General features: G+C 61.7%; 27 protein-coding genes. 17 read left to right on the forward strand and 10 right to left on the reverse strand.

The genetic code is table 11. The annotated features are described in order from the left end of the window. Positions 1-70: 70 nt before the first annotated feature. The 15 genes from hisC to CV_RS03075 all read left to right on the forward strand — a co-directional run bounded on the left by hisC (position 71) and on the right by CV_RS03075 (position 9,693). Positions 71-1,141: a histidinol-phosphate transaminase gene (gene hisC / locus CV_RS03005; RefSeq protein ID WP_011134168.1), complete on the forward strand. Its 1,071-nt coding sequence runs from the start codon at positions 71-73 to the stop codon at positions 1,139-1,141. A gap of 4 nt (positions 1,142-1,145) precedes the next feature. Continuing rightward, positions 1,146-1,739 carry an imidazoleglycerol-phosphate dehydratase HisB gene (gene hisB / locus CV_RS03010; RefSeq protein WP_011134169.1) on the forward strand — a complete coding sequence of 198 codons (594 nt, stop codon included), beginning with the start codon at positions 1,146-1,148 and terminating at the stop codon, positions 1,737-1,739. Continuing rightward, positions 1,736-2,152 (forward strand): VOC family protein, encoded by a 417-nt coding sequence (locus CV_RS03015; protein ID WP_011134170.1) that lies wholly within the window; start codon positions 1,736-1,738, stop codon positions 2,150-2,152. The genes hisB and CV_RS03015 overlap by 4 nt, the downstream gene beginning before the upstream one ends. A gap of 4 nt (positions 2,153-2,156) precedes the next feature. Next, a complete protein-coding gene (gene hisH / locus CV_RS03020) occupies positions 2,157-2,795 on the forward strand; it encodes an imidazole glycerol phosphate synthase subunit HisH (RefSeq protein ID WP_011134171.1) in 639 nt (212 codons plus the stop codon). 21 nt (positions 2,796-2,816) lie between these two features. Then, positions 2,817-3,557: a 1-(5-phosphoribosyl)-5-[(5-phosphoribosylamino)methylideneamino]imidazole-4-carboxamide isomerase gene (hisA, locus tag CV_RS03025; protein WP_011134172.1), complete on the forward strand. Its 741-nt coding sequence runs from the start codon at positions 2,817-2,819 to the stop codon at positions 3,555-3,557. Positions 3,558-3,629: 72 nt separating this feature from the next. Beyond that, positions 3,630-4,394 (forward strand): imidazole glycerol phosphate synthase subunit HisF, encoded by a 765-nt coding sequence (gene hisF / locus CV_RS03030; protein WP_011134173.1) that lies wholly within the window; start codon positions 3,630-3,632, stop codon positions 4,392-4,394. Continuing rightward, positions 4,391-4,801 carry a DUF3617 domain-containing protein gene (locus tag CV_RS03035; protein ID WP_011134174.1) on the forward strand — a complete coding sequence of 137 codons (411 nt, stop codon included), beginning with the start codon at positions 4,391-4,393 and terminating at the stop codon, positions 4,799-4,801. The genes hisF and CV_RS03035 overlap by 4 nt, the downstream gene beginning before the upstream one ends. Continuing rightward, a complete protein-coding gene (gene hisI / locus CV_RS03040; RefSeq protein ID WP_043595369.1) occupies positions 4,792-5,196 on the forward strand; it encodes a phosphoribosyl-AMP cyclohydrolase in 405 nt (134 codons plus the stop codon). Before CV_RS03035 ends, hisI begins: the two co-directional genes overlap by 10 nt. A gap of 134 nt (positions 5,197-5,330) precedes the next feature. Next, complete coding sequence (locus CV_RS03045; protein ID WP_011134176.1) at positions 5,331-5,657, forward strand: phosphoribosyl-ATP diphosphatase; 327 nt, start codon at positions 5,331-5,333, stop codon at positions 5,655-5,657. A 16-nt stretch (positions 5,658-5,673) separates the two neighbouring features. Next, the gene (locus CV_RS03050; protein WP_011134177.1) at positions 5,674-5,997 is read left to right on the forward strand and encodes a histidine triad nucleotide-binding protein; all 324 of its coding nucleotides are present in this window, start codon (positions 5,674-5,676) and stop codon (positions 5,995-5,997) included. A 35-nt stretch (positions 5,998-6,032) separates the two neighbouring features. Beyond that, entirely contained in the window at positions 6,033-6,239 is a 207-nt protein-coding gene (gene tatA / locus CV_RS03055) for a Sec-independent protein translocase subunit TatA (protein ID WP_011134178.1), read from the forward strand. A 15-nt stretch (positions 6,240-6,254) separates the two neighbouring features. Continuing rightward, positions 6,255-6,779: a Sec-independent protein translocase protein TatB gene (gene tatB, locus CV_RS03060; RefSeq protein WP_011134179.1), complete on the forward strand. Its 525-nt coding sequence runs from the start codon at positions 6,255-6,257 to the stop codon at positions 6,777-6,779. Then, positions 6,776-7,519 carry a twin-arginine translocase subunit TatC gene (gene tatC / locus CV_RS03065; RefSeq protein WP_011134180.1) on the forward strand — a complete coding sequence of 248 codons (744 nt, stop codon included), beginning with the start codon at positions 6,776-6,778 and terminating at the stop codon, positions 7,517-7,519. The genes tatB and tatC overlap by 4 nt, the downstream gene beginning before the upstream one ends. After that, positions 7,516-7,863 carry a DUF2069 domain-containing protein gene (locus CV_RS03070; protein ID WP_011134181.1) on the forward strand — a complete coding sequence of 116 codons (348 nt, stop codon included), beginning with the start codon at positions 7,516-7,518 and terminating at the stop codon, positions 7,861-7,863. The genes tatC and CV_RS03070 overlap by 4 nt, the downstream gene beginning before the upstream one ends. 198 nt (positions 7,864-8,061) lie before the next feature. Beyond that, a complete protein-coding gene (locus tag CV_RS03075; protein ID WP_011134182.1) occupies positions 8,062-9,693 on the forward strand; it encodes a methyl-accepting chemotaxis protein in 1,632 nt (543 codons plus the stop codon). A gap of 63 nt (positions 9,694-9,756) precedes the next feature. Here the strand turns inward: CV_RS03075 and CV_RS03080 are convergent, their stop codons facing one another. The 8 genes from CV_RS03080 to CV_RS03115 form a co-directional block, all read right to left on the reverse strand. Further along, positions 9,757-10,545 (reverse strand): TatD family hydrolase, encoded by a 789-nt coding sequence (locus tag CV_RS03080; RefSeq protein WP_011134183.1) that lies wholly within the window; start codon positions 10,543-10,545, stop codon positions 9,757-9,759. After that, on the reverse strand, positions 10,545-11,228 hold the full coding sequence (locus CV_RS03085) for a hypothetical protein (RefSeq protein WP_011134184.1): 684 nt from the start codon (positions 11,226-11,228) through the stop codon (positions 10,545-10,547). The genes CV_RS03080 and CV_RS03085 overlap by 1 nt, the downstream gene beginning before the upstream one ends. 139 nt (positions 11,229-11,367) lie before the next feature. After that, entirely contained in the window at positions 11,368-13,128 is a 1,761-nt protein-coding gene (locus CV_RS03090) for an ABC transporter ATP-binding protein (protein ID WP_043595372.1), read from the reverse strand. After that, positions 13,118-14,860: an ABC transporter transmembrane domain-containing protein gene (locus tag CV_RS03095; protein ID WP_011134186.1), complete on the reverse strand. Its 1,743-nt coding sequence runs from the start codon at positions 14,858-14,860 to the stop codon at positions 13,118-13,120. The genes CV_RS03090 and CV_RS03095 overlap by 11 nt, the downstream gene beginning before the upstream one ends. A gap of 67 nt (positions 14,861-14,927) precedes the next feature. Further along, positions 14,928-15,845 (reverse strand): bestrophin family protein, encoded by a 918-nt coding sequence (locus CV_RS03100; protein WP_011134187.1) that lies wholly within the window; start codon positions 15,843-15,845, stop codon positions 14,928-14,930. 185 nt (positions 15,846-16,030) lie between these two features. Beyond that, on the reverse strand, positions 16,031-16,390 hold the full coding sequence (locus CV_RS03105) for an NADH-quinone oxidoreductase subunit A (protein WP_011134188.1): 360 nt from the start codon (positions 16,388-16,390) through the stop codon (positions 16,031-16,033). Between the two features lie 858 nt (positions 16,391-17,248). Continuing rightward, complete coding sequence (locus tag CV_RS03110) at positions 17,249-18,001, reverse strand: PAS domain-containing protein (protein WP_076227668.1); 753 nt, start codon at positions 17,999-18,001, stop codon at positions 17,249-17,251. Next, positions 17,985-18,494, reverse strand: coding sequence for a WbuC family cupin fold metalloprotein (locus CV_RS03115; RefSeq protein ID WP_043595376.1), 510 nt, complete (start codon positions 18,492-18,494; stop codon positions 17,985-17,987). Before CV_RS03115 ends, CV_RS03110 begins: the two co-directional genes overlap by 17 nt. A gap of 143 nt (positions 18,495-18,637) precedes the next feature. Between CV_RS03115 and CV_RS03120 the strand changes: the two genes are divergently transcribed. Then, the gene (locus tag CV_RS03120; protein WP_043595378.1) at positions 18,638-19,009 is read left to right on the forward strand and encodes a hypothetical protein; all 372 of its coding nucleotides are present in this window, start codon (positions 18,638-18,640) and stop codon (positions 19,007-19,009) included. Position 19,010: 1 nt separating this feature from the next. Then, a complete protein-coding gene (locus CV_RS03125; RefSeq protein ID WP_011134192.1) occupies positions 19,011-19,196 on the forward strand; it encodes a hypothetical protein in 186 nt (61 codons plus the stop codon). Positions 19,197-20,449: 1,253 nt separating this feature from the next. Here CV_RS03125 and CV_RS23310 read toward each other — a convergent pair. Continuing rightward, positions 20,450-21,046, reverse strand: a complete 597-nt coding sequence (locus CV_RS23310; protein WP_011134193.1) for a hypothetical protein — start codon at positions 21,044-21,046, stop codon at positions 20,450-20,452. Further along, entirely contained in the window at positions 21,036-22,280 is a 1,245-nt protein-coding gene (locus CV_RS22670; protein ID WP_011134194.1) for an ATP-binding protein, read from the reverse strand. The genes CV_RS23310 and CV_RS22670 overlap by 11 nt, the downstream gene beginning before the upstream one ends. Between the last annotated feature and the right edge of the window lie 311 nt (positions 22,281-22,591).

The raw sequence follows: 22,591 nt of genomic DNA on the forward strand, positions 1-22,591 counted from the left end.
AGTGAAACTTGTAGGATGGACGTTCCGGCCTGGCGCGCGCCGCGCGGCCGGCAAGGGACGGGAAAGATAAATGAAACTGACAGTGCAACAACTGGTGCGGCCGGAGATCGCCGCCATCGGCGCCTACCACGTGGCGGCCGCCGATGGCTTCATCAAGCTGGATGCGATGGAGAACCCGTGGCCGCTGCCGATCGAACTGCAGCACGAGTTGGCCGCGGAATTGGCCCAGGTGGCGCTGAACCGCTACCCCGACGCCGACGGCGGCGGGCTGAAGGCCGCGCTGCGCGCCGCTTTCGCCATTCCCGCGGCGGCCGGCATCGTGCTCGGCAACGGCTCGGACGAGTTGATCACGCTGGTCACACAGGCGCTGGCGCGTCCCGGCGCCAAACTGCTGGCGCTGGAGCCGTCGTTCGTGATGTACAAGATGAACGCGCTGTTCTCCGGCCTGCAGTATGTCGGCGTGCCGCTGCGCGCGGATTTCACGCTGGACCTGCCGGCCACGCTGGCCGCCATCGAGCGCGAACAGCCGGCGGTGGTGTTCGTGTCCTATCCGAATAACCCGACCGGTCCGCGCTATGGCCGCGACGAGGTGATGGCCATCTGCCGCGCCGCGCCGGGGCTGGTGGTGGTGGACGAGGCTTACCAGAGCTTCGCCTCCGACAGTTTCATGGACCTGGCCGGCGAGCTGGACAACCTGCTGGTGATGCGCACGTTGTCCAAGCTGGGCCTGGCCGGCATCCGCCTCGGCTACGCCGCGGCCAGTCCGGCCTGGATCAACGAGTTGAACAAGGTGCGGCCGCCGTACAACGTCAACGTGCTGACCATCGCCGCCGCCCGTTTCGCGCTGAAGCACCTGGACGTGTTCAACCGCCAGGCGGCCGAGCTGCGCGCCGAGCGCGCGAAGCTGTCCGCCGCGCTGGCCGCCTTGCCGCAGCTGGCGGCGTTTCCGTCCGAGGCCAATTTCGTCACCGTCCGCGCGCCGGACGCGCCGGCTTTGTTCCAGCATCTGAAAGCGTCCGGCATCCTGATCAAGCAGCTGCACGGCAGCCACCCGCTGCTGGAAAACTGCCTGCGCCTGACCGTCGGCAGCCCGGACGAGAACGCCGCGCTGCTGTCAGCCATCCAACGTTTTTTCGTCTGAAGCCATGAGAACCGCAACCGTCACCCGCAACACGCTGGAAACCCAGATCACCGTCAGCCTGAACCTGGACGGCACCGGCGTCGGCCGCTTTGAAACCGGCGTGCCCTTCCTCGACCACATGATGGACCAGATCGCCCGCCACGGCTTGATCGACCTGGACGTCAAGGCGGTGGGCGACCTGCACATCGACGCCCACCACACGGTGGAGGACATCGGCATCACGCTGGGGCAGGCTTTCGCCAAGGCCATCGGCGACAAGAAGGGCATCCGCCGCTACGGCCACGCCTACGTGCCGCTGGACGAGGCGCTGAGCCGGGTGGTGATCGACCTGTCCGGCCGCCCGGGCCTAGTCTACAACGTCGACTATACCCGCGCCTGCATCGGGCAGTTCGACGTGGACCTGTTCTCCGAGTTCTTCCACGGTTTCGTCAACCACAGCATGGTCACGCTGCATATCGACAACCTGCGCGGCCACAACAGCCACCATCAGGCGGAAACCATCTTCAAGGCCTTCGGCCGCGCGCTGCGCATGGCTTGCGAGCACGATGAGCGCATGGCCGGCATCACGCCGTCCACCAAGGGCACGCTGAGCGTATGAGCCGGGTCGATCCCGGCATCGCCGGCCTCAACCACCTGTGCCTGTCGGTGCCCGATCTGGACGCGGCCCTGGCCTTCTATGACCGGCTGATGCCGGCCATGGGCTGGCGGGAGCGCAGCAGCGCCGACTCGCGCGCCTACGTCGCCGGCAACTACGAAATCTACCTGCAGCAGAGCCGGATCGAGGGAGCGGGTTTCGTCCGCCATGGCGTCGGCCTGCAGCACCTGGCCTTCAACGCGCCCAGCCGGCAGGCTGTGGACGCGCTGCATGCGCTGCTGCTGGAGATCGGCGCGCGGGTCACCGACGCGCCGGCCGAGTATCCGCATTACAGCGACGGCTATTACGCCGTCTTTTTCCAGGACCCGGGCGGCATCGCGCTGGAGTTCTGCCACACCCCGAACATGAGCTTGTAGCAAGATGAAAGTCGCAGTCATCGACTACGGCATGGGCAATCTGCACTCGGTGCTGAAGTCCCTGCAGGCCGTCAACGAAAACGGCGCCGATATTTTCCTCACCCGCGACCCGGAAGCGGTGGTGAAGGCCGACAAGGTGGTCTTTCCCGGCCAGGGCGCGATGCCCGACTGCATGCGCGAATTGAACCGCCACGGCTTGGCCGAGGCGGTCCGTGAAACCACGCAAAGCAAGCCGTTTTTTGGAATCTGCGTCGGCGCGCAGCTATTGTTCGAACATAGCGAAGAAGGAGACACCGCCGGCCTGGGCCTGTTCCCGGGCAAGGTGGTCCGCTTCGCCGACGACCAGGTCGCCGGCGGCGAGCGTCTGAAAGTGCCGCATATGGGTTGGAACCAGGTTTACCAGACTCGGTCCCACCCCTTGTTCGCCGGCATCGCCGACGGCGAGCGCTTCTATTTCGTTCACAGCTACCATTTTGCGCCGGCCGACGCGGCGCTGACGCTGGCGGAAAGCGATTATCCGCAGCGGTTTGCCTGTATCGTCGGGCGTGGCAATATATTCGCCACGCAGTTTCACACCGAAAAGAGCCACCGGGCCGGACTTCAGATGATGAAGAACTTCCTGGCCTGGGACGGCAATGTTTAACTCACGTTTCGACTTAGCACCATGCTGCTGATACCCGCGATAGACCTGAAAGACGGTCAATGCGTGCGCCTGAGACAGGGCGCGATGGACGATGCCACCATCTTCTCCGACGATCCGGTCAAGGTTGCCGCCCATTGGCGCGACCAGGGCGCGCGACGCCTGCATCTGGTGGACCTGAACGGCGCCTTCGCCGGCAAGCCCAAGAACCTGGCGGTGATCCGCGACATCCTCGGCGAAGTCGGCGAGGACATGCCGGTGCAGCTGGGCGGCGGCATCCGCGACCTGGACACCATCGAGGCCTACCTCGACATGGGCCTGGCCTACGTGATCATCGGCACCGCCGCGGTCAAGACGCCGGGCTTCCTGCACGACGCCTGCGACGCCTTCCCCGGCCAGGTCATCGTCGGCCTGGACGCCAAGGACGGCATGGTGGCGATCGACGGCTGGGCCAAGATCACCAACCATAACGTGATCGATCTGGCCAAGCGCTTCGAGGATTACGGCGTCAACTCGGTGATCTACACCGACATCGGCCGCGACGGCATGATGACCGGCGTCAACATCGAGGCCACCGTCAAGCTGGCGCAGGCGCTGACCATTCCGGTGATCGCCTCCGGCGGCCTGACCAACCTCGACGACATCCGCGCGCTGTGCGCGGTGGAGGACGAGGGCATCGAAGGCGCCATCACCGGCCGCGCGATCTACGAGGGCAGCATCGATTTCGCCGCCGCGCAGACGCTGGCGGACGAACTGGCCGGCTGAGCCGGCTGACCGCGCCGAAGCGGCGGGCGAGTCCCGCCGCTTCGGCGCGCCTGAAGCTTTCTGGAAACGCACATGCTTGCCAAACGCATCATCCCTTGCCTGGACGTGACCGCCGGCCGCGTGGTCAAGGGCGTCAACTTTCTCGGCCTGCGCGACGCCGGCGATCCGGTCGAGATCGCCCGCCGCTACAACGAGCAGGGCGCCGACGAGCTGACCTTCCTCGACATCACCGCCAGTTCCGACCAGCGCGACATCATCCTGCACGTGATCGAGGCGGTGGCCGACCAGGTGTTCATCCCGCTGACGGTCGGCGGCGGCGTGCGCAGCATCGCCGACATCCGCCGCCTGCTGAACGCCGGCGCCGACAAGGTCAGCATCAACACCGCCGCGGTGACCCACCCCGAATTCGTCCAACAGGCGTCCGAGCACTTCGGCAACCAGTGCATCGTCGTCGCGCTGGACGCCAAGGCGGTGACGCCCGAGAACGACCGCTGGGAGATCTTCACTCACGGCGGCCGCAACCGCACCGGGCTGGACGCCGTCGAATGGGCGCGCAAGATGCAGCAACTGGGCGCCGGCGAAATCCTGCTGACCAGCATGGACCGCGACGGCACCAAGGCAGGCTTCAACCTGCCGCTGACCCGCGCGGTGTCCGACGCGGTGAACATTCCGGTGATCGCCTCCGGCGGCGTCGGCAACCTTCAGCACCTGGTCGACGGCGTGAAGGAGGGCCACGCCGACGCGGTGCTGGCCGCCAGCATCTTCCATTTCGGCGAATACACGGTGGATCAGGCCAAGCAAGCGATGCGCGCCGCCGGCATCGAGGTCAGGCTGTGAAAGGCCTGGCCGCGGCCTTGCTCGCGCTGTCGGTCGGGACGGCCGGCGCGGCGGGCGCGCCCAGGCTGGCGGCCGGGCTTTGGCGGATGGATGTGAACAGCGGCGACATGCAGTCCGGCAGCGCGACGCTGTGCGAGAAAGCGCCGATGACGGCGCTGGAGATGGCGGCCCAGATGATCGGGGTGCCCGCCGGCGCGGAATGCGCGATTTCCGGCACGGTGGAGGCGCCGGGCCTCAGCCGCTACAGCTGCAAGCTGAAAGACGGCGTGGAGATGGAAACGGTATTTTTCTGGCAGCGGCTGCAAGCGGACGAGTGGTCCGCCGGCAGCGTGGTCAAGTTGCGGCCGGCCAATCAGGAAGCCGCCGTTTTGCAATTGCGGCTGCGCCGCGTGGGAGAATGCAAGTGAGCAGTGTGAGCGCGTCCTGGCTGGACGAAGTGAAGTGGGACGACAAGGGACTGGTGACCGCGATCGCCCAGGACGCCGCCAGCGGACGCGTGCTGATGGTGGCGTGGATGAACCGCGAAAGCCTGCAACTGACCGCGGACACCGGCATCGCCCACTACTGGAGCCGCTCGCGGCGCAAGCTGTGGAAAAAGGGCGAGGAGTCCGGCCACCTGCAGACCGTCAGGGAGCTGCGACTGGACTGCGACGGCGACGTGATCGTGATGCAGATCGAACAAATCGGCGGCATCGCCTGTCACACTGGACGGGAGAGCTGCTTCTACCGCCGTTTCGAGAACGGCGGCTGGACGACGGTGGACGCGGTGCTGAAAGACCCGCGCGCGATCTACCATCCTTGAGTTGCGGCCGGTCAACGCCGCCGCCGCCGCCCGGGTTACAATGGCGGCCGGTTTTGCCAGAATGTCATGCCCGCGCCGTATACTGGAAGGCTGGCGGGCAAAAGGGCCTGGAGAGGGCTCGAAAGGATAACGATATGACCCCGGATGTGTTGAAGAACATAGCCGATACGCTGGAGGCGCGCCGCGAAGCCGCGCCGCAGTCGTCTTACGTGGCCTCGCTGTTCCACAAGGGCGAGGACGCCATCCTGAAGAAGGTGGCGGAAGAGGCGGCCGAGACACTGATGGCGTCCAAGGACAAGGACAAGCTGCATCTGGTGCGGGAAGTGGCCGATTTGTGGTTCCACACCATGGTGCTGTTGACATATCATGGCCTGCGCCCGGAAGACGTGGTGATGGAACTGCACCGCCGCGAGGGCATTTCCGGCCTGGACGAGAAGGCCTCGCGCAAACCCACAGCCTGATTACGGAACACTCACGATGAGCGACTGCCTTTTCTGCAAGATCGTGGCGGGCCAGATCCCCGCCAACAAGGTTTACGAAGACGACGACGTGCTGGCCTTCCACGACATCCGCCCGATCGCGCCGGTGCATTTCATGATCATTCCCAAGCGGCACGTCGACTCGCTGGCCCACTGCGGCCCCGAGCACGAGGCGGTGCTGGGCAAGATCCTGACGCTGGCGCCCCGGCTGGCGAAGGAGCAGGGCCTGGCGTCCGGCTTCAAGACCGGCATCAACACCGGCCGCGGCGGCGGCCAGGAAGTGTTCCACCTGCACGTGCACGTGTTCGGCCACAAGGGCTGAGCGCGGCCACCGTTTTTTCATAAGGAAGAGTCACAATGGGTTCTCTGAGCATCTGGCACTGGCTGATCGTGCTGCTGATCGTGGTTCTGGTGTTCGGCACCAAGAAGCTGCCCGGCATCGGCAAAGATCTGGGCAATGCGGTCAAGGGCTTCAAGGAAGGCATGAACGAAGGCGCCAAGGACGGCCAGCCGCCGGCCAAGGACGCCGGCCGCATCATAGACGGCGAAGCCGACAAGAAATAAACACGGTGACGCGGCGTGCTTGACATCAGTTTCGGCGAATTCGTCCTGATCGGCGTGGTGGCGCTGGTGGTGCTGGGCCCGGAGCGGCTGCCCACGGTGGCGCGCACCGTCGGCGCGCTGGTGGCGCGCGCCCAGCGCTTCGTCGCCAACGTGAAGGCGGACATGCAGCAGCAGGCCAACCTGCAGGGGCTGGACAGCCTGCGCCAGGATCTGCAGGACGCCGCGCACAGTTTCCGCGGCCAGCTGGAGGCCGAGGTGCAGCAGGTCCGCGATGCGATAGACCAGAACGCCGCCGACGCGCGCGCGCTGGCCGAGCAGGCGGCCGAGCCGTTCCACGAGGCCGAGCGCACGATACACGGCGGGCTGGCGCCGGATGCCGAAGCCGAGGCGCGGGAGGCCGAGACGCATCCCGCCGAGCCGGCGCCGGCCGCGCAGGCCGACGTTCCGCCGCGCGACGAAAACCAGCTGGACCTGTTCGACGATCTGCCGCCGCATCGTCCGCCCGCTTCCCAACCCTCCGCATCTCAAGCCCGCGAATGAACGAACAACCGCTGCTCGCGCACCTGATCGAGCTGCGCACCCGGCTGGTGCGCGCGCTGCTCGGCATCGCCCTGGTCTTCCTGGGGCTGTTCCACTGGTCGTCCGACATCTACCACCTGTTGGCCAAGCCGCTGCTGGACGCTTTGCCGCAGGGCGGCAGCATGATCGCCACCGAGGTGACCTCCACCTTCTTCGTGCCGATGAAGGTGACCATGCTGGTGGCCTTCCTGATCTCGCTGCCCAACACGCTGTACCAGATCTGGGCCTTCGTCGCTCCCGGCCTGTACAGCCACGAGAAAAAGCTGGTGCTGCCGCTGGTGCTGGCCAGCCTGCTGCTGTTCCTCACCGGCATGGCCTTCGCCTATTTCCTGGTGTTTCCGGTGGTGTTCCACTTCATGTCGGCGGTGACGCCGGCCGGCGTCAGCATGATGACGGACATCGACAAATACCTGTCCTTCGTCCTGGGCATGTTCCTGGCCTTCGGCACCACGTTCGAGGTGCCGGTGCTGGTGGTGCTGCTGACGAGGATGGGGGTGGTGACGGTGGCCAAGCTGCGCGAGGCGCGGCCCTACGTGATCGTCGGCGCCTTTGTTGTCGCCGCCATCGTCACGCCGCCCGACGTGCTGTCGCAGACGCTGCTGGCGGTGCCGCTGTGGCTGCTGTTCGAGGCCGGGGTGCTGGTGGCGGCGCTGCTGGAGCGCAAGGCGCGCGCCCGCGAACAGGCGGAGTCCGCGCCTTGAGCCGCGAAACCTGCCGCGCCGGCGCGGCCGCCGCCCTGATCGCCCTGATCGCGCTGACCCTGGCCTGGGAGCTGTGGCTGGCGCCATTGCGGCCCGGCGGCTCCTTCCTGGCGTTCAAGGCGCTGCTGTTGTTGCTGCCGCTGCGGGGCGTCCTGGCCGGCCGGCTTTACACCTACCAGTGGTCCAGCATGTTCATCCTGGCTTTCTTCACCGAGGGGGTGATGCGCGGCTGGGCCGACCATGGCCTGTCGCAGCGATTGGCATGGTGTGAAGTGCTGATCAGTACACTATTCTTTATCTGTGTATTGGGATACGCCAGAAGCTTCAAGAAGCTCAAGGCCTGAAGCCAGCAAGCAAAGACAAGACCGGCATCTCATGATGCCGGTTTTTTTTTGAGCTTTTTTCCACTGATATCGCGTGAATTTAACCGTCCAGAATGCCGCCGCTGGCAGGACGGCGGGGCGCTCATCTAGAATCGCAGCACAAAACGGACCGGGCCCAGCCTGGCCACTATCTATCCATCGGGTGTGGGGAAGTAAACAATGCGGAATTTGTCCATCGCGGCCAGGATCACCCTTGGCTTCGGGCTGCTGCTGGCGGCCCTGGTGCTCACCGGCGTGCTCACGCAGCTGGGCCTGAACAAGATTTCCTCGCGGGTGGCGGAAGTCAGTTCGCACGAACTGGTGTTCTACACCGACATCGTCGACTTGCAGCGGGGCATGGGCAACCTGCGCCGCTTCGAGAAAGACTATCTCATCAATATCGCCAGCGACGCCAAGCGCGCCGAATACCTGGGCAAGTGGAAGGACGCGCTGGCCGGCGCGCAGAAGGCGATCCAGCAGGCGGATACCCATCCGCTGGACGACGGCGCCAAGCAGAAGCTGGCCAAGCTGGGCGCGCTGCTTTCCGGTTACGCCGACGGCTTCGGCAAGGTGTCGGCCCAGGTGGAGGCCAGGCAGCTGACCGCCACCGCGGACGCCAACAAGGAACTGGACAAGTACAAGGAGAACATCCATCAGATGGAGGGCGTGAGCGCCGAGCTGGCCAAGGCCGCGGCCGACGCGGTCGGCCTGCTGGATGACCAGATCGACGCGACCGCCAGCGCGGTGCGCGCCCAGCTGATGACCGAGATCATCATCGCGCTGGCGGTCGGCGCGCTGTTCGCCTGGTACATCATCTCCTCCATCCGCCAGCCGCTGCTGAAGATGCGCGACGCCAGCCAGGAGCTGGCCGACCAGCGCAATCTCAGGCTGCAGCTGCCGGACTTCGGCCGGAACGAGCTGGGCAGCGTCGCCGGCTCGCTGGCCAAGCTGGTGGACAGCGTGCGCGCGGTGGTGGTGGAGTCGCAGCAGCACTCCGCCAGCCTGGCGCAGGCGGCCGGCCAGCTGTCCGGCGTCAGCGACCACGTGTCGTCGGCCTCGGTCCACCAGTCCGAAGCCGCGTCCAGCGGCGCGGCGGCGATCGAGCAGATGTCGGTCAGCATCAACCTGGTGGCGGACAGCACCCAGGATGTGGAGCGCCAGGCGCGGCTGACCATGGAGCAGGCGACGGCCGGCAGCGAGCTGGCGCAGAAAGCCGCCGGCGAGATCCGCCAGATCGCCACCAGCATCACCGAGACCTCGACCATGATGGACGGGCTCAACCAGCGCTCGGCCGATATCGGCGACATCGTGCGCGTGATCCACGACATCGCCGACCAGACCAATCTGTTGGCGCTGAACGCGGCGATCGAGGCGGCGCGCGCCGGCGAGATGGGCCGCGGCTTCGCGGTGGTGGCGGACGAGGTGCGCAAGCTGGCCGAACGCACCAGCCAGGCCACCACCGAGATATCCAGCCACATCGACGGGGTGCTGGCCGACACCCAGCGCGCCTACCACAGCATGCAGCAGGCGAACAGCCGGATCGAGAGCGGCGTGGTCAGCGCCTCCAGCGTCGCCGACGCGTTGCTGCAGATCCGCGACCTGGCCGCGCAATCGGTGCAGCGCATCGCCGACATCGCCAACGCGATCAAAGAGCAGAGCCAGGCCAGCCAGTCGGTGGCGCGCAACGTCGAACAGATCGCGCAGATGAACGGCCAGACCACCGAGGCGGCCACCGAGGCCAGCAAGCTGGCCACCGAGCTCAGTTCGCTGTCCGAGGAGCTGGACGCCTGCCTGCAGCGTTTCCGCACCTGAGCGGCCTCATTTTGGCGCACAACAAAGCCCCGGCTGGTCCGGGGCTTTTTGTCGGCCGGACACTCAGTTCAAGGCCAGCGCCGCCAAGGTGTTGTCGCGCAGCGCGCGCCGCAGCGGCGCCACCTGCATGCCGCGCAATCCGGCCCATACCTCGATGAAACGCGCCAGCTGGAAGGGTTCGTTGGGCACGTCCTGCGCGTATTCCGGCCGGATGTCCGGCGCGTCGGTTTCCAATACCAGGCTGGAGAGCGGCAGGGTCGCCGCCAGCGCGCGGATGCGGCGCGAGCCGCTGTAGGTCATCGCGCCGCCGAAGCCCAACTTGAAGCCCTGGCGGATGAAGGCCTGCGCCTGCTGCTCGCTGCCGTTGAAGGCGTGGGCGATGCCGCATTCGATCCTCTGCTCGCGCAGGTATTTCAGCACCCGGTCCACCGAGCGGCGCACGTGCAGCACCACCGGCAGGCCGTGCTTGCGCGCCAGCTTCAGTTGCTCGACCAGCAGCGCTTCCTGCCGGGCGGGATCGAGGGCAGGCAGGTAGAAATCCAGGCCGATTTCGCCGACGGCGACCGGCGCGTGCGCGGCCAGCGCCGCGTCCAGCAGGTCGAGGTGCTCGTCCAGGTGCCGGTCCAGGTAGATCGGGTGCAGGCCGAAGGCGATCCAGCAGCCGTAGCGCTCCCGCATCGCCAGCACGTCGGCGAAGGCGCCGGCCGTCACCGCGGGCACCAGCAGCTGGCCGACGCCGGCCGCCCGGGCGCGCGCCACCACGCCGTCAACGTCCGGCGCCAGTTCCGGCGCGTCCAGATGGCAGTGGCTGTCTATCAGGCAGTCTGCGGCCGGCAGCGGATCGAAGCGCATCACAGCTTCCAGGTGAAGCCCAGCAGCGTCTGCCAGCCGGCGGTGTGCTCGCCGGTGTTTTCCGCCGCCCAGCGGCTGCCGGCGCCCAGGTCCAGCGTCCAGTGGCGGGATAATGGATACGACATCACCAGCATGAGATTGCTCTGCTCCAGCTGCCAGCCTGATCCGGCGTCATGGTGATTCAAACCCAGCCGCCGTTTCTGGTTGGCCAGGCTGGCCCAGCCCAGCAGCGAGAACTTCTGGCCCATCCACTCGCCCAGCGGCGCGTCCAGCGTGGCCGCCAGCAGCTGGCCGGGATGGCTGTCGCCGATGCGGCTGGCGTAGCCGAAGGACAGGCTGCCGTCGCGCGGCAGGTCGAAACCGTAGCGCGCGATGGACAGGCTTTGCGACACGCCGCCGCCCAGGCTCCAGGCCGGCTCGCTGGCCACGCCCAGCGACACCCATCCGCCCGGCGCCGGCAGCGCCCAGCCGCCTTCGCCGTCCTGCACGTACAGCGCGCCGAAACGGGTGCGGTACTGCAAGTCCACGCTGGGTTGCAGCCGCGAGGAGTTGCCGTAGGAAGTCTGCCGCGTCATCAGCTCGGTGCTGATGGAAAGGTCCAGGTCTTTGCCGCCGTCGGCGCGGCAGAGCGGGGCGGCCAGCAGCAGACTGCACAGACTGGCGAAGATGAGCGGACGTGGCATCGGGACTCCGGTATGGGAAGGGCCGCGGCGCGGCCCGGTCAAGCGCTTATCTTAGCCAACTTGGCGGCGAAGCGCGCGAGATGCGGATCGTTGCCGGCCGGCATCCCGCGGAATGATGGCGGCCGCATACCGCCGCCGCTTACGCTTCCTCCTCGGGTTGCAATTGTTGCAGCAAGTAGAGCTTGTGGTAGATGCCGCCCTGGCGCATCAGCGCGTCGTGGTCACCGGATTCGGCGATGCGGCCGTGGTTGAGCACGACGATGGTGTCGGCGTCGCGGATGGTGGACAGCCGGTGGGCGATGGAGATCAGCGTGATCTTGCCGGCCAGCTTGGCCAGCGCCTGCTGCACCAGTTGCTCGGTTTCGCTGTCGATGTGCGAGGTGGCCTCGTCCAGCAGCAGGATGCGCGGCTTGCCCGCCAGCGCGCGGGCGATGGCGATCAGCTGCTTCTGGCCGCTGGACAGCCGCGCGCCGCTCTCGCCCATATCGCTGTCGTAGCCGTTTTCCAGCGACAGGATCAGTTCGTGCACGCCGGCGGCGCGGGCGGCTTCCTCGATCTCGTCTTGCGGCAGGCCGCGGCCCATGTCTATGTTTTCGCGCGCGCTGGCGGCCAGCAGGAACGGGTCTTGCGGCACCAGGCCTATGCCGGCGCGAAAGGCGGCGTCGCCTATCGCGTCCAGCGGCTGGCCGTCGACCAGGATCTCGCCCTGCTGCGGCCGATAGAAGCGCAGCAGCAGCGACAGCAGCGTCGATTTGCCGCTGCCGGTATGGCCGACGATGCCGACGAAGCCGCCGGCGGGAATCTCCAGGCTCAGATCGTGCAGCACCGGGTGCTCGGGCTGGTAGCCGAAGCGCAGGCCGCGGAAGCTGACCGCGCCGTCGCAGACGCGGCCGGTTTCCGCCGGGCCCGGCGCGGGCGACTCGGCCAGCAGCTGGCTGACGCGGCTGGCGGCCACCACCGCCTGCTGCAACTGGCCGAATTGCAGCGTGATCTGGATCAGCGGCTCCACCACCCGGCCAATGTAGCCGACGAAGGCGTACAGCACGCCGATCTCCAGCCCGTCCAGCGGCCGCTGGCCGTAGCTGTGGATCACGGCGATCAGCAGCAGCACGTTGAGCAGGTCCAGCGCCGGGCGCAGCAGCCAGGCGTTGGCGCGCAGCTCGCGCAGCCGCGCCTGGTAATAGCGCTGGTTGGTGTCGTCGAAGCGGGCGATGAAGCGGCCCTCGGCGTTGCTGGCCTGCAGCACGGCGATGCCGGAGATGGATTCCGCCATCTGGGCGTTGATGTCGCTGCGCAGCGCGCGCGCGCGCGCCACCGACGGCGCGCTCAGCCGCTGGTACAGCCAGACGATGGCGAAGGTGGCGGGGAACAGCAGCAGGGTGACCAGCATCAGCCGCCAGTCCAGCCAGGCCATCGCCGCCAGCGCGCCGAGCACCACGATGCTGCTGTTGAGGATGACGAACAGCGCCTGCACATACAGCGCCTTGACGGACTCGGTGTCGTTGGTGACGCGGCTGACCAGCTGGCCGGTGATGGCCTTGTCGAAGAAGGCCATCGGCAGCCGCATCACGTGGCCGTACACCCGCTCGCGCAGCCGCAGCACCGCGCGCATCGCCACGCCGGCCAAGCGCACCAGCTGCCGGTAGCGCAGCGCGGCGGCGGCGAGGCCCAGCAGCAGGCTGCCGGCCAGCAGGCCGGCGATGGCGCTCCAGTCCAGCCGGTGCGGCAGCAGGTAGCTGTCGATGAACACCTTGCCCAGCAGCGGCGCGCCGGCCTCCAGCAGGGCGGCGATCAGCAGCCAGAAGCCGCCCAGCCACAGGTGGCGGCGGTCGGGACGGGCGGCGTCGGCCAGCAGCGCGACGGCTTCGCGGGTTTGCAGACGGCTGGCGTCAGATTTCATCGAGGCTGGCCTCCAGTTGTTGATAGCGCCATTGGCCGGCATACCAGCCGTCCAGCCGCAGCAGTTCGTCGTGGCTGCCCTGTTCGGCGATGCGGCCGTGATTGAGCACCACGATGTGGTCGGCGTCGGCCACCGCCGACAGCCGGTGGCTGACGATGATCACGCTGCGGCCGCGCCGGGCCTCGCGCAGGTGGCCCAGGATGCGGCTTTCGGTATCGGTGTCCACCGCCGACAGCGCGTCGTCCAGCAGCAGCAGCGGGGCGTCGGCCAGCAGCGCGCGGGCGATGGCCAGGCGCTGGCGCTGGCCGCCGGACAGGGCGACCCCTTTTTCGCCGACCGGCGTCGCGTAGCCTTGCGGCAGGCGCAGGATGTCGTCGTGCACCGCCGCCAGCCGCGCCACCCGCTCGATGTCCTGCTGGCTGGCGTCCGGCCGCGCCAGCGCGATGTTTTCCGCCACGCTGGCGGAGAACAGGAACGCTTCCTGCGGCACCCAGCTGATCGCGCCGCGCAGGGTTTGCAGACGGTAGTCGGCGACGTCGGCGCCGCTCCAGCGTATCGCGCCCTGCTGCAGCGGATATTGCCGCATCAGCAGCTTCAGCAGCGTGGACTTGCCGCTGCCGGTGGGGCCGACCACGCCCAGCGTCTGGCCGGGGGGCAGCTGCGCCGACACCTGGCGCAGCGCGGCGGCGGCGTCGTCGGAATAGTGAAAGGTGAGATTGTCGAAAACCAGCGCGCCCGGCGCGAGTTCGGTGCTGCGGCCGTCGTCGGCGACGTCGGGCTCGGCGTCCAGCACCGGCTGCAGCCGGCGCCAGGCGGCGGCGCCGCGCTGCAGCAGCGACAGCACCCAGCCGGCGGCGAACATCGGCCAGATCAGCTGCACCAGATACATGCTGAAGCTGGTCAACGCGCCTATGGTCAGCTGGCCGTGCCAGACCAGGTAGCCGCCCAGCGCCAGCGCGATGGCGGTGGAGGTGACCAGGGCGACGCCCACCGTCGGCTCGAAGGCCGCCTCCCAGCGCTGGGCCTCGAAGCTGCTGTCCGACGCCGCCGCCGCCAGCCGCGACAGCTCGGCGTCGTTGCGCGCCTCCAGTCCCAGCGCCCGCAGCGTGCGCACGCCGGACAAGGTTTCCTGCACGTGATCGTTCAGCTTGCCGAAGCGGGACAGCGCCTCGCCCCATTCGCGGTGGATGTGGTTGGAGATGCGGGAGAAGGCCCAGGCCATGAAGGGGAAGGGCAGCAGCGCCGCCAGCGCCAGCCGCCAATCCACGCCCAGCGTCATCATCGCCAGCACCAGCACCAGGGTCAGCAGGCCGTCGAAGCCGGCCAGCACCGCCTCGCCGGCGGCCATCTCGACCGAGTCGATGTCGTTGGTGGCGCGCGCCATCAGATCGCCGGTGCGCTGGCGCTGAAAGAAGGCCGGCCCTTGCGTGGCGAGGCGCTGGTACAGTTGGCCGCGCAGCTCCACGCCCAGCGTGTAGGAGGCCGTGAACAGCTGCAGCCGCCAACCCACGCGCAGGCCGTAGATGGCCACGCCCATCGCCAGCAACTGGGCCAGCTCCAGCAGCAAGGCGTCGCCCGTGAGCCGCCGCGCGGCCAGCGCGTCGACGATGTGGCCCACCTGGCGCGGGATCATGACGGTCAGCACCGCCACCGCGGCCAGCATCAGCGCGGCCAGAATGTAGGAGCGCCAATGGCGGGAGACGAAACTGAACAGCAGGCGGGTCAGGGACATGGGGACGCCGGGGATCGTTCGGAGCCGTCCATTCTATGCAAACTCCAATGTCATTTCCACCCGGCGCTCAATGCAGGTATATGCCGCGCCTGGGCGGCGGCGGCGCTTCCAGCGGCAGGCCCTGCATTTCGCGCAGCGACGATTCTATGGTGTGGCACAGCGTGGACAGCGGCAGGTCGTTGCCCTCGGTGCCGAACGGCTCTTCCAGCTCCTCGGCGATCTGCTCCAGCGCGAAATAGGTATAGGCGATGAATACCGCGATCGGCGGCGTCAGCCAGCCTATGCTGCTGGCCAGCCCGGCCGGCAGCAGCAGGCAATAGATGGTGACCGTGCGGTTCAGCAGCACGCGGTAGGTAAAGGGCATGGGCGTGGTGGCGATGCGCTCGCAGCCGCCCAGGATTTCCGACAGCGTGTTCAGGTTGCGGTCCAGCGCGTGCCATTGCAGCTCGCTCAGCCGGCCCGCGCGCTGCAGCCGCTGCGCCTCGCGTCCCAGCCAGGCCAGAATCAGCGCCGGTCGGAAGCTGCCGGCCATGATCCGCTCCCGTTCTTGCGCCGGCAGCAGCCGCTGCAGATGCGCGTCGGCGTCGTCGCCGCGCAGCTGCGCTTTCAGCGCGTAGGCGAACGCGCAGATGGCGTCGACGAAGCGGCGGCTGTCGGCGTCGTCGCCCAGCGCCGCCAGCATTTGCCGGCCCAGCGAGCGGCTGGCGATCAGCAGGCTACCCCACAGTTTGCGGGCTTCCCAGAAGCGGTCGTAGCTGACCGAGTTGCGGAAGCCGAGGAAGATCGCCAGCGATACCCCCAACAGCGTGAAGGTGGGGATGCCCAGCGACGATTCGCGCAGGCTGGCCAGCCACCAATGGCGGATGGATGCCGCGGCGACCGCCACCGCCAGCACCAGCAGCAGCCGCGGCAGGATGCGCGGCAGCACCGAGCCGTGCCAGACGAACAGCAGGCGGAACCAGGACGGGATGTTGCGGACTATCATGGCAGCGACCGGACGGATAAATGCCAAATGGTACCAAATATCCGCGTGGCCACCATGCCGATTCAGCCTTTCCCGGCGATGGCGCAGCCGGCTGGATGGAAAAGGGCGCGCGTCATGATATTGCAGCGTGCGTGTTGCCAAGCCTGCATTCAGGCTTCGTTTCGGCCTGCCAACCCCAGGGTGGCTCAATCCCACTGCAGCGCGCCCTTTTTCCACTCATAGACGAAGCCTATGGTGAGGATGCCGAGGAATACCGCCATCGCCCCCAGGCCGAACAGGCCCAACTCGTCCCTGAGCGTCACCGCCCACGGGATCATGAATGCCACTTCCAGGTCGAACAGGATGAACAGGATGGCCACCAGGTAGTAGCGTACGTCGAAGCGCATCCGCGCGTCCTCGAACGCCTCGAAGCCGCACTCGTACGGCGACAGCTTTTCCGGGTCAGGACGGTTGGGGCCGAGGAATCGGCCCAGCATCATGGGCAGCACGCCCACCAAGAGTCCCACCACGATGAATAGCAGGATGGGGAAGTAATTCTCCAGCATGTCGGTCTGTTTCCTGTCCTATCGGCAAAGGGAAAGAGACTGTTCCGGTCCGGCAAGTTGCCTGCGGGAAAGTAAAACTTCGTAAACGGGGTGGCCGGAAAGCCCGGCCTGGCGCAGCGGCGGGGCTGAACCGGGCGGCTTTTCGAGATGGAGAAGGCGGCGCGATGCGGAGGAATAACGAAGGCCATCCGTTTTCGGATGGCCTGTTTGTGGACTGGCGGGCAGTCGGGCGTCGCCGCTCGCCGCCGTTCGCAGCTTGACCGACGCCGGCGTTCAGGGCTCCTGGCCTGAGGGCGCGGTCTGGTGGGTTCTGCGAAAGGGGCGGGCGTCGGCGCGGAATGGAATGCACGAGATGGAAGTGTGTCCGCGTTCGCCGCTAACGGTTCTCCATGGTGAGACTATCGGATGCTGCTGTACCTAATATCGGCATGGCCGGGGAAAATTAAATCCCTGTTTTGGTTACGTTTTGCATCAGTTTGTAGCGGACGCCTAACTGCAAGGCTTCGGCGACAACGCGGTCCAGCCGCCGGCGGAAGGCAGACTCCGACCGGGGCAGCCGGCTCATGAGACCAGGGTCAGCGATAGCCGCCGGGCAAGGAGCGTCTGGCCGGCATGGCGATGCCTGCGGCGTCGACACGCCGCGCGGCTGCCCAGGTCGGCGCGGTGAGAGAGCTCGGTGATCAACGGGAAGGGCGGCGCCGGATGTCTTCAGCGCTGGCATGGACCGCTGCGCGGCAGCAGGCGCATCTTGCCATGCGGCCAGATAAATGGCGTTTCAGTGGCCGCCAGGGCTTTCAAGAAAATGCCTTTCGTTCGCATACCGCGTTGCGTTGAAGACAAGGGCCAAGTTGTCAGTTTTCAGCTGGGCATGCGGAGCGGTATTAGGCCATATGCAGCGGCGCGCTCCAATAACTGGCTTGTCGTGTTGACATCGAACTTCACATACAGTCTGTCGCTGATTGCGGTTTGCACCGCGCGCACCGAGATGTCTTTATCATGGATGATCGATAGTATTCTTGCTATTTCTTTGGGCGATTTGTAGATGGAAAGATAATATATGATCTCTTGTTCCCGACAGCTCAGACTGATCTGTTGCCTGTTTATCTTGTTGCCTTTGTGACTGATTCCAAGGCGTTGATCGACAATGGATAGCTTGGTGTGCTGAGCTTCGTTCATGAACTTGTCAACCAGGTCGGCTAGCTTCAAATGCAGTTTGTCGATGCTTCTTTCCCGCTCTATTTCCTGCAGCCTTCTCTCGATAGTCACGTCTTTGCAAAAGCCGACCAGTCCCACTATCTTGCCATCCCGGATAATGGGGTGCTTGATGGTTTCAGACCATACGACGCCGCCTTCGCCGGATGGAATCTGCTCCAGTCTCGATACGGTCTGACCGGTTTCCAGAACCTGCCTATCGTCTTTTTCGAACAATTCCCAATTACGCGCCCAAGGCAGGTCGATATCCAGTTTCTCAATGAGGCTGCCCACATCTTCGACTTCAACCATGTCCAGAAACTTCTGGTTGCAGCCCATGAAGTATCGCTCGGAATTTTTCCAGAAAGTCGGGATGGGACTATGGTTTATGATTTGAAGATAATCATCGGTCTTGTTCATACCGCTTCCCAATGTCTGCATCTTTAAGCCAGGCGACAAAGGCTTCCGCTTCTTTTTCGCCTTCATCGGGCGCCCAGCTGGCGAAGGTGCGATCCGCTTCCGGCCGGCCGTAAATGAATCTGCAGTTTCTGATTTCCAGATATGAGCAGTCGGACAGAGGGATGTAGCTATGATACTGATTTCTTTGTATTTCGAAGACTCGATTGCCCTGCTGGCTCATTTCGACCTTGCTCAATATCCTCCCCGAGTCATCGAAGATGACGACAAGCAGCTCGCCTGAAATCCACGTGACCAGCTCCCACTGGTTGTCGTTTTCATGCTTGTGCGGCCTGATGTACGAGTCTGACGCCATGCAATTCACGAAACGTTGCGGAATCTCGTCGTAACTATTGTGCACGAGTATTGGCGTGCGTTTCCGCGGAGCGTCTCTGCTTGCCTTTATTACCGCCTCGATATGGTCATTGCTGATAAGCTTCGATGTAATTGGCTGCATTAGAATTGTTCTTTCTAGAACTATTTAGGCAACACTTTCAAAATACCATGCTTTTATGCTGTTGGGAACAGTTGTTATTGCGTCATGGAAAATTTTTAAACCATATAAGATGTCATCACCCTTGCTCAGTGGAATTTATTGCCATGAATCCCGAAGAATATGCATACAAAAATCCCTCCTGCATGAGCTTGCTGTCATTCAAGGACATGTTCGCCGAAGTGGTCGAGCAGCATGTCCTGTCCTTGCCCGAGGAGGAGCGATTCCAGTTCGAAAGCTGTACGCAACGATACGGCAAGATATCCGATATGGTTTGCATTGATGAGGTTTCGATCAGCGATATGCTCGGATCGCCTTTTTATCAGCCGAGAGCGGCCGTCATCGACTACATCGATTTCAAGCCCGTGTTTTATTACACCGGCGCCGGCATCTATCAGTGGAGCGACACGCTCGATAAGGAATGTTTGTCCTACTGGATAAGCTATCCGGATCTGCCGCCAGGCTGGGAGATCAATTGAAATGATCATCAATTTTCCGCAAGCTAGGATGCTTAGGCTGGAGAGCGAGGAGGATAGCGCCAACGCCATTGTGCTGTTCACCGGTGGCGCGAAACCCAAGCCGGCAAGCGTGGATAGCGTAGATGTCGATTGTTACAAGATTAGCTATGCGGATATGGCATTGATCCGCGATGCTTTTAAGAGATGACAAGAAGAGGCGCCAGGCGAGAAAACCGGCCCGCTCCCGCATTGCGGGCATGCGCCGGCAGTTGCATAGCCTTCTTTTCCGATGGTCCTGGCATGGCGCGTTGTTCGCCAGTGGCTTGGCGATGAAGGCCGGTTCAGGGCATGCGGATCCTGGGTCGCTTGCGCGGCAGGGATCATTCATGGGCGGACACGGGCGGCATTCCGTTGCAATCCCGGTTTCAACTGGGAGGATGGCGCAAGGCGACGGGTTTTGGGTCTGTCGGGCTGCGCCTTTTATCCATACGTCCTTGGACGCCGCAGTCAGACTGTCGGAGCGATGCGTGGCGTCGGCAAGTGCCCGATGGCTCGCAGGGCGACCGCTGCCTCGAGTCTTTTTTGGCATTGGCGTCGGCAGAGGCGCTATTCGCAGGGCTTGAGCCGGTTTTGATGGAATGGCGCAGGGAGAAGGCGAAAACAAAAAAACCGCAGGGCTGAGCCGTGCGGTTGTTTTGCGTTGCATGATGTCTTGTGGTGCAGAGTCTCTCTCGAAAACATAACTCAATATATTGAAATTGTTGAATAATTTTTTATTTTAAAAATTAAATACCAACAAATGTACCAACATTGATGCGCTTTTGGTCAAAGCGGAGCCTGGTTGTGCCCAAGCCGCGTGAAGGTCGGTAGCTTTTGAAGAGATCGCATTGGTTGTTTAACGTATTGAAATTATTTATTTTAATTTTTATCTGCTATTTCATTGAACCCGACAGAGATTGAGTTGAATTCGTAAGGCATTGATAATTATTAATTATTCTTTTTGTGATTTTATAGATGCCCCCGATTATGCCCCCGGAGACCAATTTTACCCATAGATTGAGTGCTATTAGTGAACAGGTACTCTTGTTCGATTGAAAGGTTTGCTTTTCACTATAGGGTAATAGATTATATCAAAGTCAGGTCCAAGCACGTCTCTCAATCAGTGCATCAGGTGCTGTAGAATCAAATCGATTAATTTCTTCCTTGTGTCAAGGGCAGGTTTTGGTAGGCAGTCTCGATTGAGCGCTTGGTTATGCTGGTCAGGCATGTTGGTAGGTTTGCTTTTGTTGGTCTTCGACAGCGGCGGTTATCTTCATTGTTTAACCTGCCTAGTCGGCGAGTTGACTTGCATTATTGCCTACTAATCTGACAGATATTTACCATGCAGTATAATCTCTGCATTAGATGCAGAAATTTTAACAATAGCACTGAACCTCGCTGAAAATACTTTATAAGGCTAGCCTAGCAAGATGCATATTCAATACTTGTTTGGTCCTTGGAGTACATTCCTATTCGGGAAATCCTGCCATCGCTAGCAGATTTTAGAATTTTTACGATTCCTTCTTTTGTACAACTGACAGCTGTATTTTTAACGAGAAAGCCTTCTATGTTTTTCAAGTCTGCAATTGTAACTGCGGCATTAAGCGCCTCTGCGAATTGACGATTTTCTCTGCCTCGATACAATACCGCATATCTGAAGTCAATGTTCACGAAATCAATAATGCTAAGTAGGTTATGTTTTCTACAAAACTGAAATAATGTATTTACCCCTTCATGCACTTTTTGCCGAAGTTCATCACGGTCGAATTTTCCTTCTTTAAATTCTATCAAATAGATGATATCCCCTTTCACAAATAGAGCATCAGGAGTTTTTTCTTTTTTCTCGATGCGATGGCTCGGCGAAATGTTGTAAACTAAATCGAAATTAAAAGCAGTTTCGCTGCATTCAATAAAAAATCTATTTGCATCGGTATTTTTGCTTAATTGGGTAATATCTTGCAGGGCATCTGGGTATGCCTCGCATAACTTATCAAACAATTTTTTTGCATCAGAACTCATTATTATCTTCCACGATGTCCCAAAGTGGTTGTGCCAAGTCCTCAATGATTGCCCCAACATTCATGCTTAAGTCAATAAAATCAACATCGTCAGGATTTGCTATGCTTTTACAAGCTAAATAAAAGTTGGATTTTATACCGCTCACATTTGCATAGTAATGCAAAGCTTCAATCATATAGGGGCTGTGAGTAGTTAGAAGTATGTATACTCCAGCTTGATGTAGTTCGCAAATTATTTTCGCTAACTGTGTTTGCCATTTGGGATGAAGATTAATTTCGGGTTCATCCAAGACTAGTAATGAACCATCGCAAATGACCCCCTTTTTTACTAGCAAGTCAAGCACACCGATATTCTTAATGCCGCTTGCTATATTGTTCAGGCAAACCCTATAGCCTCCTTTGTCAAAGTAGAAGCTGTTTTGCGTTTCATCAAAAACCAAGCGTCCTTTGTAAATGTCAGCCAAGTTACTACTTCCACCTCTTACGAGAGTTGGGCTAATTAATTTCCTCGCAAGATCTGTGATGTGAAATGGAAGACGTGGGTCGGAATCGTTTAAGTTAATTAAATGTGCGTATTGAAGTATTGATGCGCCATCGATGTAAGTGGCATCACCTAGCCCTAACCCTAGACCTCCTGAATATATGCCATCGGTGATGATGCCATCGCTAAATTTTGCCGAAATTACAGTTGTTTCGCCATCATTTATTTCAAATGATGGTGGGCGAGAGTCTTGTTTCCTATCTATCTCACCGCCAAACTCAGACTGCATTAGGTCTGTAATGGATTCAAAAATATCATCCGACTCTGATAGGGAGTCAATTTCTCTTTGAATCCCATATAGCCGCGATTTGAGCTTAATAAGGGTTTCCAGTTTTTCCGGGTATGATTCTTCAAGCTTGTCTAATACGCCCCTTATCTCATAAAGCGCATCATCTGGATCTGCCATGATATGATTAACGAATGAAAAAGACATCATTTGTCTAAGGCTGTCATGCTTTGTTAAATCAAAATTTCTTCTGAGCTCTGTAATGAAAAATCTAAGAGAATGTGAAGTTTTACGTCTAATTTTTTCTTTTCTAAACTGTGGGTATATTGAAAAGGCCTGTATAATTGAATAAACAATTTTCCCAACAGTGCTCTTTCCCGAGTCATTTTCACCCGCAATAACCGTAAACCCATCTAGCAATATGCTGGTGCTTTTTATCTTCCCAATGTTCTCAATTGAGATTTTCATATTTAAAATTCCTAATTTTGTTGATTCTATAGAAGTAGTTCTTGTTGTGTTCCAGAATAAAATTAGTTGTTTTATTGGGTTTGATAGTATCTATTTAAAATATTGCATATTCGATAGTGATGAATTGCTACCACATAATTGCATGTTAAAATTCGAGTGTTCGTGAAGGAGTATATATCACATCTTTGTAAAACTTATATGGAAGTGCGTGTTCCTTGTGGAGTCCTTGCTTCTTGGGACTACGTTGGTGTCTATCATACTGAACGTTTGTTCGCAATTCCATGTTGAATGTGGTCAGTTCGATCGATGAG

This window comes from Chromobacterium violaceum ATCC 12472, from assembly GCF_000007705.1.
In the GTDB taxonomy this organism is placed as follows: Bacteria; Pseudomonadota; Gammaproteobacteria; order Burkholderiales; family Chromobacteriaceae; genus Chromobacterium; species Chromobacterium violaceum.

Excerpts from the sequence above, each read along its gene's own strand:
- CV_RS03090 (WP_043595372.1), bottom strand. The coding sequence starts at position 13,128 with ATGAAATCTGACGCCAGCCGTCTGCAAACCCGCGAAGCCGTCGCGCTG.
- tatC (WP_011134180.1), top strand. The coding sequence starts at position 6,776 with ATGAACGAACAACCGCTGCTCGCGCACCTGATCGAGCTGCGCACCCGG.
- CV_RS03115 (WP_043595376.1), bottom strand. The coding sequence starts at position 18,494 with ATGCAGCCAATTACATCGAAGCTTATCAGCAATGACCATATCGAGGCG.
- CV_RS03080 (WP_011134183.1), bottom strand. The coding sequence starts at position 10,545 with ATGCGCTTCGATCCGCTGCCGGCCGCAGACTGCCTGATAGACAGCCAC.
- CV_RS23310 (WP_011134193.1), bottom strand. The coding sequence starts at position 21,046 with ATGAGTTCTGATGCAAAAAAATTGTTTGATAAGTTATGCGAGGCATAC.
- CV_RS03075 (WP_011134182.1), top strand. The coding sequence starts at position 8,062 with ATGCGGAATTTGTCCATCGCGGCCAGGATCACCCTTGGCTTCGGGCTG.
- hisA (WP_011134172.1), top strand. The coding sequence starts at position 2,817 with ATGCTGCTGATACCCGCGATAGACCTGAAAGACGGTCAATGCGTGCGC.
- hisF (WP_011134173.1), top strand. The coding sequence starts at position 3,630 with ATGCTTGCCAAACGCATCATCCCTTGCCTGGACGTGACCGCCGGCCGC.
- CV_RS03100 (WP_011134187.1), bottom strand. The coding sequence starts at position 15,845 with ATGATAGTCCGCAACATCCCGTCCTGGTTCCGCCTGCTGTTCGTCTGG.
- CV_RS03085 (WP_011134184.1), bottom strand. The coding sequence starts at position 11,228 with ATGCCACGTCCGCTCATCTTCGCCAGTCTGTGCAGTCTGCTGCTGGCC.
- CV_RS03095 (WP_011134186.1), bottom strand. The coding sequence starts at position 14,860 with ATGTCCCTGACCCGCCTGCTGTTCAGTTTCGTCTCCCGCCATTGGCGC.
- CV_RS03120 (WP_043595378.1), top strand. The coding sequence starts at position 18,638 with ATGAATCCCGAAGAATATGCATACAAAAATCCCTCCTGCATGAGCTTG.
- CV_RS22670 (WP_011134194.1), bottom strand. The coding sequence starts at position 22,280 with ATGAAAATCTCAATTGAGAACATTGGGAAGATAAAAAGCACCAGCATA.
- hisH (WP_011134171.1), top strand. The coding sequence starts at position 2,157 with ATGAAAGTCGCAGTCATCGACTACGGCATGGGCAATCTGCACTCGGTG.
- hisC (WP_011134168.1), top strand. The coding sequence starts at position 71 with ATGAAACTGACAGTGCAACAACTGGTGCGGCCGGAGATCGCCGCCATC.
- CV_RS03045 (WP_011134176.1), top strand. The coding sequence starts at position 5,331 with ATGACCCCGGATGTGTTGAAGAACATAGCCGATACGCTGGAGGCGCGC.
- CV_RS03125 (WP_011134192.1), top strand. The coding sequence starts at position 19,011 with ATGATCATCAATTTTCCGCAAGCTAGGATGCTTAGGCTGGAGAGCGAG.
- hisI (WP_043595369.1), top strand. The coding sequence starts at position 4,792 with ATGCAAGTGAGCAGTGTGAGCGCGTCCTGGCTGGACGAAGTGAAGTGG.
- CV_RS03050 (WP_011134177.1), top strand. The coding sequence starts at position 5,674 with ATGAGCGACTGCCTTTTCTGCAAGATCGTGGCGGGCCAGATCCCCGCC.
- CV_RS03105 (WP_011134188.1), bottom strand. The coding sequence starts at position 16,390 with ATGCTGGAGAATTACTTCCCCATCCTGCTATTCATCGTGGTGGGACTC.
- CV_RS03110 (WP_076227668.1), bottom strand. The coding sequence starts at position 18,001 with ATGAACAAGACCGATGATTATCTTCAAATCATAAACCATAGTCCCATC.
- hisB (WP_011134169.1), top strand. The coding sequence starts at position 1,146 with ATGAGAACCGCAACCGTCACCCGCAACACGCTGGAAACCCAGATCACC.
- CV_RS03015 (WP_011134170.1), top strand. The coding sequence starts at position 1,736 with ATGAGCCGGGTCGATCCCGGCATCGCCGGCCTCAACCACCTGTGCCTG.
- tatA (WP_011134178.1), top strand. The coding sequence starts at position 6,033 with ATGGGTTCTCTGAGCATCTGGCACTGGCTGATCGTGCTGCTGATCGTG.